We start from the raw sequence: 16,910 nt of genomic DNA on the forward strand, positions 1-16,910 counted from the left end.
TTCTTATATTCCTTTTATTGCTACAGAATTTAGTAAACTCCATGGTTTATTAAAATGCGGTTGAAAGAAGAAATCAGTCACCGCTAACTCATCAATTGTCATTCTATTTTGAATAACTACTGACAATGTGTTCATATATTGAGTTAAATCTTCTTCAGATATAATTTGTCCCCCTAAGATTCTATTTGTATTTTTATCGTATACTAACTTTATCATGGCTTCAGTATATGTTGGCATAAATTCTGGTCTATAATTATCTTTATATATAAGTGATCCAATATTCATATTGGTTGTTGCCTTTGCCACCTCTTCTGTTAAACCAGTTGATGCAATACATTTATCATATATTTTTATTCCAGATGTTCCTTGAGTACCTAGATATTTAAGCTTTGGTTCTACCAAATTTTTCGCAACTAACATTCCCATTCTAACAGCATTAGTTGCTAATGGAATATATCTTTTATCTCCTACAGGATTATACTCTACTATGCAACAATCTCCTGCAGCAAACACATCTTTCTCACTAGTTCTCATATATTCATCAATCACTATAGCACCATTATTTATAGTATCAACCTTTCCATTTATCAAAGCTGTATTTGGCTTAAACCCTATACAAAGTACTACTAAATCAGCATCATACTCACCTTCATTTGTAATAACCTTTGAAACTTTATTTTCTATATTACTTTCAAATTTTATAACTTTTTCACCTAATCTTAGTTTTACTCCCTTATCAATAAACTCCCCTTCTGCTACATCCGTAAACTCTTTATCAAGATATTTATTCATAATCCTATCTTCTGCATCTATTAATGTTACATTTTTTCCTTTTATATTAAAGGCCTCTGCTAATTCAACTCCAATATATCCAGCACCAATTACCACTACATTGTTTATAGAATTAGATTTATTTATAATTTCTTTTGCATGATTATAATTTTTACATAACAAAATATTTTCTAAATTTCCACCTTCAAAATTAGGTACTATAGGCCATGAACCTAAAGTCAGAACCAATTTATCATATTTATCTACTATAATTTGCCCTGTAATTAAATTTTTAGCTTCTATTTTCTTTTCCTTAATATTTATATTAGTCACTTCATAATTCATTTTCATATCTATTCCCATACTTATCATATTATCTGGTGAATTGTAAAAAAGCTTCTTTGGATCTTCTACTATACCTCCAACCGTTAATGCTATACCACAAGATAGAAATGAAACATTATTATTCTTTTCATATACAACAATATCACTTTCAGGATATAACTCCTTGATATTCATTGCACTGGCAGTTCCTGCATGTGTGCATCCTATAATTATAACTCTCATAATTCTTAACCTCCAATATTAATTCAATACCCATTTATATAAGAACTATTATTTTTTAATAAAAGTTCTTACTTGTATTCTATTCCATTTAAAGGCAAATTTCAATATATTTCAAAAATAAAAAAAATCATTATGCAATTATACAATAGTATACCTTACATAATGATTTTTATTTACTTTATAATATTTATCGCTTCACCTAAGTGTTTTATCTTTTTATATAATCTTGTTGATGTTTCTTCATCAGCATCTAATAAGTCTGGAACCATAATTGGTCTCATACCAGCATTTTTAGCTGCCTGTATCCCTTGTCTTGAATCCTCCATAACAATACAATTTTCAGGACTGCAATTAAGCTTTTCTGCAACCTTTAAGAAAATTTCTGGATCAGGTTTTGATTTTGTTACTTCGTCTCCACATATAATATAATCAAATTCATTCTCTATTTTAGCTAATGTTAGTAATTTTTTAGCTCTCTCTCTCCTACTGGATGTAGCCACTGCAATTTTAATATTAAGTTTTTTTAGATAATTTAATAAGTCATATAATCCATCTTTAACAACTAATCCCTCATCATCAACTATCTTATTTTCTATGTATTTTACTTCTTTTATAATATCATCAATAGGGCAGCTTTCTCCATAAGTATCAACAATGATATTTTTAACAGATACTATATTTCTACCAAGAAAACTATCAAAAAGTTCTCCCTCTAGTTTATATCCAAACTTATCCCCAGCTGCTTTCCATGCTCTCTTTGCTACCCTCTCAGTATCAAACATCAATCCATCCATATCAAATATAACTAATTCAACATTCATTTGTATTCTCCCCTCACTTTTTATCCAGTAACTTAAAAAGCTACACTGCAAAACCACATATGTGGTATTTGCAAAGTAGCTTTTTTTAATTTTAAATTAATATTCTAAAAATCAGCATTTCCTGGAGTTCTTGGGAATGGTATTACGTCTCTTATATTACTCATTCCTGTTAAATACATAAGAATTCTTTCGAACCCAAGCCCAAACCCTGAGTGTTTAGTTTCTCCATATTTTCTAAGTTCTAAATACCACCAGTAATCTTCTTTATTTAATCCTAACTCTTCCATTCTTGCTTCAAGAATATCTAATCTTTCTTCTCTTTGAGATCCACCAATGATTTCTCCAACTCCTGGTGCTAAAAGATCTGCTGCAGCAACAGTTTTTCCATCATCATTTAATCTCATATAGAAAGCTTTTATATCCTTTGGATAGTCAGTAACGAATACTGGTCTCTTAAATACTTCTTCTGATAAATATCTTTCATGTTCTGTTTGAAGATCAATGCCCCACTCTACTGGATATTGGAATTCCTTATTACATTTTTGTAATATTTCAACAGCTTCTGTATACGTAATTCTAGCAAACTCAGAGTTAACTACATTATTTAATCTGTCCATTAATCCTTTATCAATAAAGTTAGAGAAGAACTCCATTTCTTCTGGTGCATTTTCAAGAACATAATTAATAATATATTTTATCATATCTTCAGCACAATCTAGGTAGTCTGTTAATTCTGCAAATGCCATCTCAGGTTCTACCATCCAGAATTCTGATGCATGTCTTCCTGTATTTGAATTTTCAGCTCTAAATGTTGGTCCAAAAGTATATATATTTCTAAATGCTAATGCATAAGTTTCTCCATTTAATTGCCCTGAAACTGTAAGGTTTGCAGGCTTTCCAAAGAAATCTTGTGAAAAATCAACTTCACCATCTTCAGTTAATGGAGGATTTTTAGGATCTAATGTAGTTAATCTAAACATTTCTCCTGCACCTTCACAGTCTGAAGCTGTTATAATTGGAGTATTTACATATACAAATCCTCTTTCATTAAAGAACTTGTGTATTGCATAAGCTGCTAAACCTCTTACTCTAAATACAGCTGAAAAAGTATTACTTCTTGGTCTTAAATGTGCTATAGTTCTTAAATATTCCATTGTATGTCTTTTCTTTTGTAATGGATAATCTGAATTACTATGTCCATGAATTACTATATTAGTTGCTTTTAATTCAAGAGGTTGTTTTGAATTTGGTGTTAATACAACTTCACCTTCTATTTCTAAAGATGAGCTTATCGCTATCTTTGATATTTCTTTAAAATTATCTAATGTATTTTCAAAAACAACTTGTAGATTCTTAAAGAAACTACCGTCATTTAATTCTATAAATCCAAAGTTATTATTTGATCTTATAGTTCTTACCCATCCACTTACTTTAACTGTTTTTCCTGCAAAGTCATCACTTTCTCTAAAAAGTGCTTTAACTAAAGTATTTTCCATTATTACCATCCTTTCAAAGCCTTTATTATATACTTAGTATATTAAATAATAAAATAAAAAGTCCTTCATCCCTAAATAGGGACGAAGGACATACTTTCGCGGTGCCACCCTAGTTGCTTAAAAAAAGCCACTCTAAAATATAAGGGTTTTAACCCTCTAATCCTACGCAGGCCTCAAAGTGCCCTTCAGTTAGAAACTCCGAGTCGTTATTCAATATAGCTTCAATACTAACTCACAGCTACCGTTAGCTCTCTGAAATCTCTACTATACCTACTGGTCTCATCAACGTTTAATATATACTTATAAAAAAATTATAGATTTTTCCCTCAATAAAGTCAATACTTATAAATACTTGTATCTATTAGTAATAGTATTTATAATTTTATATATAAAATTTAATGAGGTGTTTTTATGAGAATTGGAATGGGTTATGATGTACATAAATTAGTAACTAACAGAAAACTTATCATTGGCGGAGTTGAAATTCCCCATAGTTTAGGACTACTAGGTCACTCTGATGCCGATGTTTTATTACATGCTATAATGGATGCCCTACTAGGTGCTGCTGCTCTTGGAGATATCGGTAAGCATTTTCCTGATACCGATGAAAGATTTAAAGGAGCTTCTTCTATAAAACTTTTAGAAGAAGTAGGGCGCCTTGTAAATGAAGCTGGATATAAAATAGAGAATATCGACTCTACTATTATTGCTCAAAAACCAAAAATGTCTCCTCACATTAATTTAATGAGAGAGAACATATCTAATGCACTAAACATTGATATAAAAAATATCAATGTTAAAGCAACAACTGAAGAAGGTCTTAGCTTTACGGGAAGAGAGGAAGGTATCTCCTCTCAAGCTATCTGCCTTTTAATATAACAATATAAAAAGGAACTATCACTAAATGAAAATTTGTTAGTGATAGTTCCTTTTATTATGTCACAAGTTAGGTTAATTTTCCCCTATGGGGAAAATATTATAGTCCTGCGGACAGCAAGTTACAATTCCCAATTAAAGAAACAGATTTATATATTTAGCGAATATATAAATTTATTATACCTAAGTGTTATTTTGTACTTACTATAAATCCGAAATTTTTATTTCAAGCTATATGAAGGTGCAACCTTCATATAGCCCCATGTAATAGTTTTACATCAAATATAATTAACTAAAAAACTAATCCACTCTATAACACAAGCTAAACACTTGCAATTTCAGAAATTCCGCAGGAATTTCCACCATACCTGTGCCTTGTGCCCTCATACCTATGCCCTATCCATACCTGTGCCTTGTGTCCTCATACTTGTGCCCTGATAATCTATTTTCTATTAATGCTTTTACATACCACTCAGCATCTTCTCCATCATTTCCTATAACATTAATAATCGTAGAATACACATCAAGTACCCTATCATCTTTAATATATTTCTTAATATAATTGGCATTTGCTTTACCTAGTAAGTACTTTATTATAAGATCTCTCTTATCTCTATTTTTATAATATACATTTTCAAAAAAATTCACTACATCTTCTGTTCTCATATATTTTCTCATGATAGTAAGTTCATTTATATACATTGCTAAAAATCTAAAACTTTTCTTATAGAACTTATCATCATTATACCCTTCAGAAACATCATGCATTAAATCTATAAATGCTAATGCAACTTCATTAGATATAGTACATATATTAGATGTTATTCTAAGTTCCAATATATTTATTATTCCGTATTTTACATATTTATCACCATATCTATCCAAAAATTTTATACCTTTAATAATTCGTTCAGCTTCTGTTGATGACATAGTATATATAAAACTATATAAATTATAACAATCATCAATATCTTGTCTTATATTAAAATACTGAAACTTATCCATAAAATTCGTTACTGCCTTAATATTGTCATATGAAATAGTATATCCTATTTGCGCTAAGTTAGCATATCTAGTATCTAGCGCTGGTTTACTTTCCAATCCCTCAATTAAATCATGTATATAATATTTACTTTCATTTTCTACATATAAAGAAATAGTAATATCATTTTTTTCTTTAACACAATTTATATCAAAATTATTATCTATACCATTACTTAAACTATTAAATGATATATCCTGAGCTAATCTTACAGGAAACAAAAAGCATAGTGCCCCTATCCACATAAGGCAATTCTTTCCTGAATCCTTTAATATAATTTTGCGATGATCTTCCTTACTTAAGATAAGTATGTTTATCAACCTTTTTAATATTCTTATTCTAGACTCATTATAATTATTATTAGGTCGTGCTACTATAAATCCACTAACACTTTCTGGGCTTATATCTTCCCCAACTATCATTTTTTCTATTTCATACAATGTTATATTTTTATAATCCATATTTAAAATGTTGCTATTTATATAAGCTATTGGATAATTATCAAAATATCCATTTTCCTTGACTATTGTATGTATTATTTTCTTTTCTTTACAAATAACTATTTTAGAAATATAACTACTATTTTCTTCTCTAAAAAATGCATATCCTTCATCATCTTCTTCATATTTATTATTAATTATAGAATGAAATCTACTTTTTATGATATTAACATTATTCTCTGTTGCATTACGAGTTTTTATAATATTTAAATCATCACCATAACTCATTAGTATAATTTGATGATATGATTCCATTCTATCCCCCCCAATAATAAATATAAAACACTATTCTAATTCTATATCAAATTCGCTCTTTTTCAGTTCTGATACAACTTTAAACATGGCTAAATCCTTCATTTTTGCTTCTATCATAATATCGAAACTTTCCCCTAAAAGTTTAGTAATATTTATAAACTTCCTCATTTCTTCAATATTTATATATTCATGGTGTTTTCTATCTCTTATACCATCTTTAGGACTAGAAAAATGAACTTTAGGTGGCAATTTTTCACTTGTCCATGTATTAAATATTCTCTCTAAGTATTCCTCTATCCTTTCTCCATTATTGTTACAATTATGATGATGTACATCTAAAACCATTGGAATTTTTAATGATTCGCATAATTCTAAAGTCTCTTTCATTGTATATGTTTTATCATCATTTTCTATTATTATTTTTTTTCTTATTTTTTCATCAAAACCTGTAATATTATCTTTAAATCTATCTAATGCCTTTTCTTTTCCACCAGTTGCTCCTCCTATGTGTAATACTAATTTATAATCATCGTAATTCATCAACTGAAATATTTCGCAAAAGTGCATAAGATTTCTTTTAGTAGCTTCAACAACTTCTGATCTATTTGAATTTATTACGTTAAATTGATCTGGATGTGCATCTACCCTCATATTAGATTTTTTTATTATATCTCCAATCTCTTTAAATTCTTTCTTAAAGTATTTTTTATAATCCCAATTTTTCACTTCAGGATGAGTAGCTAATGGAATTAATGCTGAAGTCATTCTATAAAAATGTATATTCTTTTCTACGTTATATTCTAAAATTTTCTTTAATGCTTCTAAATTACTTAATGTAACTTTTTTAAGCTTGTTTAATCTTTCTTCATCATTATGCATCTTACTATAATTAGAAAAAGTAACAGTAGACGAAGATGTTACATTTTTATCCAACCCTAAAGCTATCGCTACATATCCAAATCTTATTTTCATATTTTTCACCTCTTTTTAATTAGTATGGTAGCCTTATTGGTTTACTATGCATATATTGTTATTATGCACACAACATACACAGAAGGTGGTGTAATACTTGGATATTAAAGAGGTTCACGATGCTATTCACATTTTATATACGAATGGTACTTCAAAAGATTTAATAAAACGAGCTATTAATAATATTTTTAATCGTTCATTTCCTGCAAGCGTTCCTACTATCGCAGATATTTTGATAGATGAAAAAGACTACCCATTAGCTTTAGAATATTGTAACCTTGCATTAAAATCTATTCATATTGACGAATTATATTTTTTGAAAGCTCGTTGTCATTTTTCTTTGAAAGAATATAATGAATGTTTAGATTCATTAAATAAACTAACTAACGAGTACTATATGAATAAATCTGAGGACATGAAAGAATTTTCACTTATGAAAATTCCAGAACTAAAGGACTGATATTATTCAGTCCTTTTTGATATAATGAAAAGTATATTAAATTAGGAGAGATTACTTATGAATAAACTAACACTTATTGCAACGGCGCCTATGGGCTTAGAATCAATAGTTTCTAAAGAACTTAAAGACCTAGGATTTACTAACTTAGAAGTAGAAAATGGAAGGGTAACATATGATACTGATATATCAGGTATGATAAAATCGAATCTTTATCTTCGTTGTAGTGATAGAGTTCATATTAAACTTGGTGATTTTGTTGCTACTACATTCGAAGAATTATTTCAAGGTGTTAAAGCTCTGCCTTGGGCCGATTACTTAACTGTTGATGGAGAATTTATTGTCAATGCTAAATCTGTAAAGTCAACATTATTTTCTCTTTCAGATATACAGAGCATATCAAAAAAAGCAATTATTAATAAAATGAAAGAAACCCATAACGTTGAATGGTTTGAAGAGGACGGAACTCGTTATTCTATATTAGTATCTATACTTAAAGATAGAGTAATTGTTACTCTAGATACCTCTGGTGTACCATTACATAAAAGAGGTTATCGTGCTCACGGTAATGAAGCTCCAATAAAAGAAACTTTAGCTGCAGCATTAGTTAAATTATCAGATTGGAATCCAAGTAAACCGCTTATAGACCCTATGTGTGGTTCTGGAACTATAGCTATTGAAGCTGCCATGATGGGACTAAATATTGCTCCTGGTCTTAATCGTCGTTTTGATTTTGAAGATTTTCATTTTGTTGACAAAGAGCTGTTCAAAAAAATAAAGAAAGAAGCCTATGAAGCAATTGATTATGATAAAGAACTTAAAATCTATGCTTCAGATATAGATAAAAAGATAATCGAAGTAGCAAAAGAAAACAGTGAACTCGCTGGTGTAGATGATATGATTACTTTTAGATCCATGGATGTACGCAGAGTTTTTTCTAATGAATCTAATGGAGTTATCATATGTAACCCCCCTTATGGCGAAAGACTTCAAGATGAAAAAGCTGTCTTAAATCTCTACAGAGATATGGGAAATACATTTAAAGGTCTACATGGATGGAGTTATTTTATAATAACATCTTCTGAAAAATTCGAAAAATCTTTTGGTAGAAAAAGCGATAAGAATAGAAAACTTTATAATGGTAGAATTAAATGTTATTACTATCAATACTTTCACAAATAAAAAGAAATCACCTCAATTATTGAGGTGATTTCTTTTTTCCAATTACATAGTGGAGGAAATTTGATATTGGTATTGTCTTTTAAGTTAATTTATTGTATCTGTTTTTTCTTACAACTTTATTCTACAATATTTTTAGTAATTTTGCAATATTTTTTAATAAATTACATATTATTTTTTTATATTCTTTTTTTTACAGTTAATATTTAAATTAAATAATAATTCTATTAATGTCTCTGACGCTAACCTAACTTGATCATTACTCAACTCTTCAATTTTCTCCATTATAAGATATCCATACGCTAGTTCTAACAATGCAAATAGTATATATAAAAGCTTTAACCAAACAACATCAACGGTTAAAGCTATAGACCTCACTTATTTATGATATAATTCCCTATTTAATAACCTAAATTCTCTTCAACTATTATTACATGAAATCTTTCTTTATCACCTTGACTTCTAATAACAGTGTATTCCCTACAAATTTTCTCTGGTGATTTGCAATCACAACAATAACCTACTTTAGCACATGGAGTATTTCTATTTAATCTTATTGCATTTGCTGGTGCTGCTATTTCTTTCATTCTTACAATTGCTACATCTAAATCTTTAACAATTTTATTTACCCCTGCGATAACTATAACTTTTTTAGGTCCATATATCATTGCTGCTACTCTATTTCCATTACCATCAACGTTGTATAACTCACCTTTTTCTGTTAATGCATTAGTAGATGTTAAATAGTAATCTGCAAAAAATGCATCTCTATATATCTTCTCTATATCTTCTCTACTCAGGCCTTCTTTATATCTATCTAAAAAATTATAATCACCATTTCTTAATAAATCTATTACTCCAGCTTCAAAAAGTGTCATTGATCCACCTACTGTTACTGTTGATTTACTTTCTAGTAAAGACTCTATAAGTTCTTTCAATTCTTCTTTATTTTTAACTTTATACCCATTAATTCCATTCTCTTTTAAAGCTTTTATCGTTCTTTCTATTTTCATATCTTGCACTTTCTTTAAATTTTCACTCATTATAAATTACCCCCTTTAATTTAATTATACTGAAAATTTATTAATATATCCCTTGCCTTTTACCACAGTTTTTCCTTATTATTGTATTATAACCCATATAATATATTACATAAAGGAGGACTTATGAGAAAGGAAGCAATTACTTTTAACAATGATCTACCTGTAAAAATATCTTTAGAAAAAATAACTGACTACCCTATTCATTGGCATAATTCTATGGAAATTATTTTTGTTTTAAAAGGTAGTATTAATGCTATCCTCGAATCTTCTGAGTATGTATTGAAAGAGAAATCTGTTGAAATTATTAATCCTGATGAAGCTCATAAATTTTATGCTACAGATGAAGATAATCTAGTTTTAATATTTCATTTTGATCAAAGCTTTTTTGAAAAATATTATCATGACATGGATAATACTTTCTTTTACACAACTCTTTCAGAGCCAGATCATCAAGAACAAGAAAGAGATGAAACATTAAGAGAATTATTATCTATTTTAGCTTGTGAACTCATTCAAAAAAACGACAATTATGATGATGAAATAGAAAATACTACTGTAAAATTACTATTTCATCTTATAAATAATTTTCACTATTTAATATACGATGATAGCGAAAATAAAGTAAACTCACTACAATTTAAAAGATATCATAGAATTACAAAATTTATATATAACAATTACGACAATAAGATTTCCCTTAGCGATATAGCTGAACAAGAATTCTTAAGCTCCTACTACTTATCTCATGAGATTAAAAATATGAGCGGACTTTCATTTAAAGATTTTCTTAATATGATACGAGTTGATGAGTCTGTTAAACTTTTACTTGGCACAGATAAAACAATACTTGATATATCAGAAGAGGTAGGCTTCTCTCATAGTAGATATTATAATAAACATTTTAAAAAGCACTATAAAATTACCCCTCTACAATATAGAAAAAAATACTACCTTACACCTGATAAATATGAAGCGGCAAAGAAATTTACGGAGTTACCTCTTTCATCTTCTGTAGATCTTTTATCAAAGTATCTAGAAAACTATGAACGTTTTAATTATGAAAATAAAATTATTAAACTATCCATCAATACTGCCGATGAAGGATCTCCTTTATTTCATAGCTGGACTGAAATAATAAACCTTGGTGACGCTTTTGAAATTTTAAAGTCAGCTAAACGTTCATATGTAGAAACATTACAAAGTAACATGCATTTTAAATACGGCCTAGTTGAATATTTATTTCATAAAGATATGAAGATTTATTTTAATGATAATGTAGATTTCTTAAATTGGAATGAAGTTGAGGGACTACTAGATGCTCTTATTAAGCTAAATATAACTCCAATGATTGTAGTAGATAAGGTTTTTGATAATATAGAATATTTTTCTAAACTATTTAAAAGTTTTCTTTTATACTTTTTCGATTTATATGATTATGAAGATATATCTAAATGGAAATTTAGGCCATCTTCAAATCTACCAATTGATTATATTACTAAAACTAATGATATATTAAAAGACTTTAATCTTGATAATATGATGGAAGAACCCTTTACTTACGAGGATAAAGTAAGTCATATATATGATTTACCCTTTATGATTCCATATATAATCCATAATTATATTAATAATAAACCACTTTATAATATAAAAGCATTTGATGTAGTCGATGAAACTACTCTACTAAACAATGAGTTATTCTTTGGTTACTGTGGTATGCTAACCTTAAACGGTATAAGAAAGCCTTCTTATTATGGATTATACTTATTATCTCTACTAGGTGATGAAGTTATTTCCAAAGGTGATGGCTATATTGTTACTAAATCTAATGAAGATTTTCAAATTTTACTTTATTCTTATGATGAAAACTTATCCTCTTTAAAAGTTAATAAAAATATTACTGACAAGAAAATATCTCTAACTTTATCAAATCTAATGTATGATTATAAAGTAACAAAATATGAGATAGGAGAAAAACATGGTTCTTCATATAACCACTGGATCACTATGGGTAAACCAAAACGACTAACTGATGAAGAATTTCAAATGTTAAATAGAATTTCATTTCCAGATGTAACTTTAAGTTATAGCAAAAAAACTCCACTCCTTAATATGATAATTAGACTTCAAGGCTACTCAGCGTGTCTAATTTTACTAAAAAAAGTACAAAAGCACCTTTTTTAAGGTGCTTTTTTGTTATATTCATATTTTTAACAAACAATACATTAAGCAAAAATGTACTTTTTATTCAGCAATGTTGTGAGAGAATTTCCATTTTTTCTTCTATATAATAGTATCATAAAGATTTATTACGTTAAATTTTTAATAATTATTATAGATAGGAGGTGAAAGCTATGGAAATTAAAGAGAATTTAAAAGATGGTAACAAAGCCTTCGAAGAAGGTAGTGTGTCAAAAGTACTTTTTAAATTTGCATTACCTATAGTCATTGCTTTATTAGTATCAGAACTATACAATATGGTAGATTCCTTATACATCGGACAAGTTGTCGGTGCTAATGGTATTGGTGCTCTTACTATAGCTTTCCCAATTCAAAGACTCTTTTTAGCAATAGCGATGCTCGTATCAGTAGGTGCATCTACTGCTGTTGCAAAAGCTTCTGGGGAAGGGGACCTAAAAAAAATACAAAAAATTATACCAACAGCTATAACATTAGTTACAATGTTATCTGTCTTAGTACTTTGTAGTATATACTTATTTCAAGATAAAATACTGATAAGCCTTGGCGCTAGTTCTAATACTCTTAATTATGCGAAGACATATGTTTCAATTATATTGATTGGACTTATTTTCAATGGATTTACTCTAGTTGTATCATATATACTTACAGCTCTAGGTAATTCTAAAATAACATTAATCAGTACTAGTATTGGTGCTATAGCAAATATAATAATTGATTATATCTTAATAGTTATGTTTGATTTTGGCATAGCTGGTGCAGCTATTTCTACCGCCGTTTCTCAATTAATATCAGCAGTATATGCATTCTATCAATATAAAAAAGCTGTAAAAGGTTTAACTATTAGTTTTTCCCTAAAAAACCTACAACCTTCAATGGCTTTAACTATGATATGTGTTGGATTCTCAACATTTGTTATCGAAATATCTGATGCTGTAGTATCAGTTATTCTTAACAATCTATTATTCTCTAGTGGTGGCGATGTAGCTATTGTTACTATAGGTCTTATAACAAGAGTTTCAATGTTTTTATTTGTAACAGTTATAGGTTTCTCATCTGCTATGCAACCAATGGCAGCATATAACTATGGTGCTAAAAACTTCACTAGATTATATGAAATTATTCGAAAATCAATTATCGATGTAACTGTGACAACTTCAATAGTTTGGTTCTTAATTATGCTATTTACAAAAGAAATAATGAGCTTATTTGTTACAGATCCTGCGATAATAGAAACTGTAGTTCCTGCATTTAGAACCGTAGTATCAGTATTTCCTATAATCGGAGTATACTATGTAGCAATATACTATTATCAAGCTATGGGTAATGTAAAAAGTTCTTTCTTATTATCAATATATAGACAAATAATAGTATTTATACCACTTGTGTTTATATTAGTAAAAGTTTTTAATCTTGGAGTTTTTGGTGCTTGGATTTCATTTCCTATTTCAGATGCTATTTCCTTTATAACTTCATTGTTTTATGTTAGAAAAGCATATAGTTCTATTGATGACATGATTGAAACTGAAAAGGTAAAGAAAAAATTACGTAAAACAGCTATCGCAACCATGTAATTTACAAAAATATATAACAAAAGAGACTGTTTTTTAACAGTCTCTTTTATCGTATCTAATTCCATTCTTCTTTATTATTGATACCAATACCTGAATCATCAAGTTTTATAGTATAAATATGTTTGAATTGCTTGTCTTGAAAATTAGCATCATTACCTTCTTTAACTTGCAGATTTTCAACAACATATATTTTATAAGTTTTATTATCAACTTCTTTTATTTGATCAATACTATAATTCAACAAATTATACTTTACATTATTATTATACGAACTTTCTATAGCTTCTTTTTGTTTCATGTAGAAATTACTATCTTGTATTATCATACTAGAAACAATAGAAAAATCTCCATTATTATTAGCATCTACTACTAATTGTTCATAATTTGATATTAATTCTTCTATATAAAAGTTGCTAGGTCTGGCATTAGAATTATCTCCTGCTGAATTTACTAATGTATTCTCTATAATAATATTTTCTTGCTCTTTAGAACTTGTTTCAGTATTATCACTTTTACTATCAGATTCTTCGCTTACATCTGTATCAGAATCTTCATTCAAAGATTCTTCCTCTTTTGAATCATCTTCTTTGCTTTCTTCTACTTTCGGTTTACTAGAAGTAGTGTTCTTTTTAGATGATTCTTTACCACATGCAGTTAAAGTAACTGATATTAAAAATATAGAAATTAAGGCAATAAAAAATTTCTTTTTCATAAACTTACCTCACTAAATGATTATTGTTCTAACATTTTTAATGCATCATTTTTTTCATTTTCAAATCTCTTTTTTACAGCTTCTTGAACTTCTTTACTACTGCTATAAAAATACTTGTCCACCTTCGAACGTTCGTCATATATTGCAATAATCAGATCCCTTTCACTTCGATCTAATCCAACCGTTTTAAATATATTAACAGCTCCACTTGCACCATGTTGAACCGATGTAGACCATAATACATTTTTTAAAGCCCATGAATGTTCTTCAATATTAAAGTTATAATTCTTTAATAAACTCGCTGCTGATACATCATAATATGTCATCTTTATATACTGTCTTTGTAATTCTAAAAACCCATCTCTATCATTTTTAGCTATATTTCTCCACGTATTATCAAAATTTGTTCCAAATTTATTGCCATCTGATTGCTTTGCTGCAGATAGCTCATTATAATAATATGCATTCTTAGTTTTAAGGAAACTTAAAAACTTATCTACAGACCCCATATTAGAGGCTAATTGCCATGCTCCATATGACTTTCCTCCTATATCACCAACACCTGTAGATATAGTACCTGGTTCCCCATTAGATTCATATTTTGCAGATAATTCTCCTAATTTTTCTTCGGCATATTTAGATTCAAGACCATCACCTGATCCAATATATCTTAACTGTTGAATAGTTGTTGCTGAATTACCTTGTCTATTTATAGCATATATATTAATTTTATCACCTGATAATAATACCATTTGAGTATTTTTATCTCTTTTTTCCATTGGTGTAGATGATTTTAGTAAATATGATTGAAATCTATCTTTACCATTTAATACATATAACTCTATACCATTTTTACCTTGTTTATTCATACAATATAAATCAATTGTCCCATCATTATTGTAATCACTCAAACCAAATTCAACATCTTCACTCGCACTTGGAAACACTGTTCTTATTTGAAGAAGAAACTTTTGATATCTTTCAGCTCCACTTAATATATGAACTTCTGTTTTTCCACCAGCTTGCTTTTTCATCCAATATATATCAGGAACATTATCTCCATTATAGTCTCCAATTTGAAAATTAGAATCTAAATTTGTTGATTCTATTGGTAATACAATTTGTAATAAGAAAGATTGAAATTTATTACTTCCATCTAATATATGAACTTCCGTTCTATTTCCAGCATGTTTTTTTATCCAATACAAATCAAGTATTCCATCTTTATTATAATCTGCTACTCTAAATTCAGAATTTTCGTCTGTTGCTTCTATAGGCAATCTCACATTAAGTAAAAAAGACTGATATTTATTTGCACCATTTAAGATGTGCATCTCACCTTTTCCAGCCACAGCCTTTTTTATAACAAAAACGTCTGGGATAGTGTTTTTGTTAAAATCTCCAACTGCAAATACAGAATTTTCATTGGTTAGTTCTAATGCTGTATCTATATTAAATCCTAACTCAATTTGATTATTACTAAGGTCTTCTATTATCTGATCTTGTCCTTGACCATTCTCTTCCCCTTCTATTCTATGAATTTCTGTATTAGTTGCTCCCAATTTCTTTACTGCATATAAATTAAGTTTACCAGTTCCAACCAAAAATTGCGTATTGTTGTCTGTCTTTTCCATTACAGTACCTATTTCTAGTGAAAATGATTGATATTTATTACCTCCATCCAACACATGAACTTCTGTATTAGACGCTCCTTGCTTATTAATACAATAAACATCCGGCACATTATCAGAATTATAATCACTTATACCAAATTCCCAATTAGATCCTACTTCTCCTAATGCTGTTCTAATTTGAAGTAAAAACTTAGAATATCCTGTTGCTGCATTCAATACATGAATTTCAGTTTTTCCTGATACTTTTTTCTTTATGCAATATAAATCTACTTTTCCATCTTTGTTGTAATCCCCTAATTGAAAATCAACATTTTCATCTGTTTCTTCTATCGGTAATCTTACTTGTAATAAAAATGAAGAGAAATTTTTACTTCCGTCCATAATATGAACTTCAGTTCTTCCTAATACTTTTTTCTTTATACAGAATAAGTCATTAACTCCATCTCCATTATAATCCCCGACTCTAAAAGAAACATTTGAATCGGTTTCCTCAATTGGAAGTCTTAAATGTGTTAAAAAAGATTGATAATTATTTGCAGCATTTAAAACATGTAATTCTGATTTTCCTGCTACTTTCTTTTTAATTATGTATAAATCTTCTTTACCATCATTATTATAATCCCCTATCTGAAACTCAGTGTTTTCATTCGTTTTCTCTAAAGCAGTTGATATATGAGCTGTCCACTTTGTTTTTTCTATACCTGATGCCTTTACATTTAGATTTAGATTTAATAAAAAAACAATACATGCTAGCGGAATTCCAAGATATTTTACCTTACCGCTTTTTATTTTCATATCCTTCTCCTTTATAT

The 16,910-nt window shown here is 28.5% G+C and carries 14 protein-coding genes and 1 other annotated feature; of the genes, 5 read left to right on the forward strand and 9 right to left on the reverse strand.

What is annotated here, in order from left to right; genetic code table 11:
• Positions 1-3: 3 nt before the first annotated feature.
• The 3 genes from CM240_RS12745 to asnS all read right to left on the reverse strand — a co-directional run bounded on the left by CM240_RS12745 (position 4) and on the right by asnS (position 3,655).
• Positions 4-1,338, reverse strand: a complete 1,335-nt coding sequence (locus tag CM240_RS12745; RefSeq protein ID WP_044039492.1) for an FAD-dependent oxidoreductase — start codon at positions 1,336-1,338, stop codon at positions 4-6.
• 173 nt (positions 1,339-1,511) lie between these two features.
• Positions 1,512-2,159 carry an HAD family hydrolase gene (locus CM240_RS12750; protein ID WP_044039493.1) on the reverse strand — a complete coding sequence of 216 codons (648 nt, stop codon included), beginning with the start codon at positions 2,157-2,159 and terminating at the stop codon, positions 1,512-1,514.
• 104 nt (positions 2,160-2,263) lie between these two features.
• On the reverse strand, positions 2,264-3,655 hold the full coding sequence (gene asnS / locus CM240_RS12755; protein ID WP_044039494.1) for an asparagine--tRNA ligase: 1,392 nt from the start codon (positions 3,653-3,655) through the stop codon (positions 2,264-2,266).
• 74 nt (positions 3,656-3,729) lie between these two features.
• Positions 3,730-3,950: a binding site (T-box leader), on the reverse strand.
• Positions 3,951-4,066: 116 nt separating this feature from the next.
• On the opposite strand from asnS, the gene ispF reads away from it, so the two are divergent.
• A complete protein-coding gene (gene ispF, locus CM240_RS12760) occupies positions 4,067-4,534 on the forward strand; it encodes a 2-C-methyl-D-erythritol 2,4-cyclodiphosphate synthase (protein WP_044039495.1) in 468 nt (155 codons plus the stop codon).
• 393 nt (positions 4,535-4,927) lie between these two features.
• Here ispF and CM240_RS12765 read toward each other — a convergent pair whose 3' ends face one another.
• Together CM240_RS12765 and uvsE are read right to left on the reverse strand one after the other, a co-directional pair.
• Complete coding sequence (locus CM240_RS12765; protein WP_044039497.1) at positions 4,928-6,328, reverse strand: hypothetical protein; 1,401 nt, start codon at positions 6,326-6,328, stop codon at positions 4,928-4,930.
• Between the two features lie 30 nt (positions 6,329-6,358).
• The gene (gene uvsE / locus CM240_RS12770; protein WP_044039498.1) at positions 6,359-7,300 is read right to left on the reverse strand and encodes a UV DNA damage repair endonuclease UvsE; all 942 of its coding nucleotides are present in this window, start codon (positions 7,298-7,300) and stop codon (positions 6,359-6,361) included.
• 97 nt (positions 7,301-7,397) lie between these two features.
• Here uvsE and CM240_RS12775 point away from each other — a divergent pair, with 97 nt between their 5' ends.
• Entirely contained in the window at positions 7,398-7,760 is a 363-nt protein-coding gene (locus tag CM240_RS12775; protein ID WP_051483833.1) for a hypothetical protein, read from the forward strand.
• A 57-nt stretch (positions 7,761-7,817) separates the two neighbouring features.
• Entirely contained in the window at positions 7,818-8,939 is a 1,122-nt protein-coding gene (locus tag CM240_RS12780; protein ID WP_044039500.1) for a THUMP domain-containing class I SAM-dependent RNA methyltransferase, read from the forward strand.
• 168 nt (positions 8,940-9,107) lie between these two features.
• Here the strand turns inward: CM240_RS12780 and CM240_RS12785 are convergent, their stop codons facing one another.
• Both CM240_RS12785 and CM240_RS12790 read right to left on the reverse strand, forming a co-directional pair.
• Complete coding sequence (locus CM240_RS12785; protein ID WP_044039501.1) at positions 9,108-9,314, reverse strand: hypothetical protein; 207 nt, start codon at positions 9,312-9,314, stop codon at positions 9,108-9,110.
• A gap of 23 nt (positions 9,315-9,337) precedes the next feature.
• Positions 9,338-9,979, reverse strand: coding sequence for a lactate utilization protein (locus tag CM240_RS12790; RefSeq protein WP_044039503.1), 642 nt, complete (start codon positions 9,977-9,979; stop codon positions 9,338-9,340).
• Positions 9,980-10,102: 123 nt separating this feature from the next.
• On the opposite strand from CM240_RS12790, the gene CM240_RS12795 reads away from it, so the two are divergent.
• Positions 10,103-12,163, forward strand: a complete 2,061-nt coding sequence (locus CM240_RS12795; protein ID WP_044039504.1) for a helix-turn-helix domain-containing protein — start codon at positions 10,103-10,105, stop codon at positions 12,161-12,163.
• A gap of 170 nt (positions 12,164-12,333) precedes the next feature.
• On the forward strand, positions 12,334-13,752 hold the full coding sequence (locus CM240_RS12800) for an MATE family efflux transporter (protein WP_044039505.1): 1,419 nt from the start codon (positions 12,334-12,336) through the stop codon (positions 13,750-13,752).
• Between the two features lie 55 nt (positions 13,753-13,807).
• Here CM240_RS12800 and CM240_RS12805 read toward each other — a convergent pair whose 3' ends face one another.
• Both CM240_RS12805 and CM240_RS12815 read right to left on the reverse strand, forming a co-directional pair.
• Positions 13,808-14,464 carry a TcaA NTF2-like domain-containing protein gene (locus CM240_RS12805; protein ID WP_044039506.1) on the reverse strand — a complete coding sequence of 219 codons (657 nt, stop codon included), beginning with the start codon at positions 14,462-14,464 and terminating at the stop codon, positions 13,808-13,810.
• Positions 14,465-14,484: 20 nt separating this feature from the next.
• Positions 14,485-16,893, reverse strand: coding sequence for an FG-GAP repeat domain-containing protein (locus CM240_RS12815; protein ID WP_051483834.1), 2,409 nt, complete (start codon positions 16,891-16,893; stop codon positions 14,485-14,487).
• Between the last annotated feature and the right edge of the window lie 17 nt (positions 16,894-16,910).

The organism is Clostridium bornimense, from assembly GCF_000577895.1.
Classification (GTDB): domain Bacteria; phylum Bacillota; class Clostridia; order Clostridiales; family Clostridiaceae; genus Clostridium_AN; species Clostridium_AN bornimense.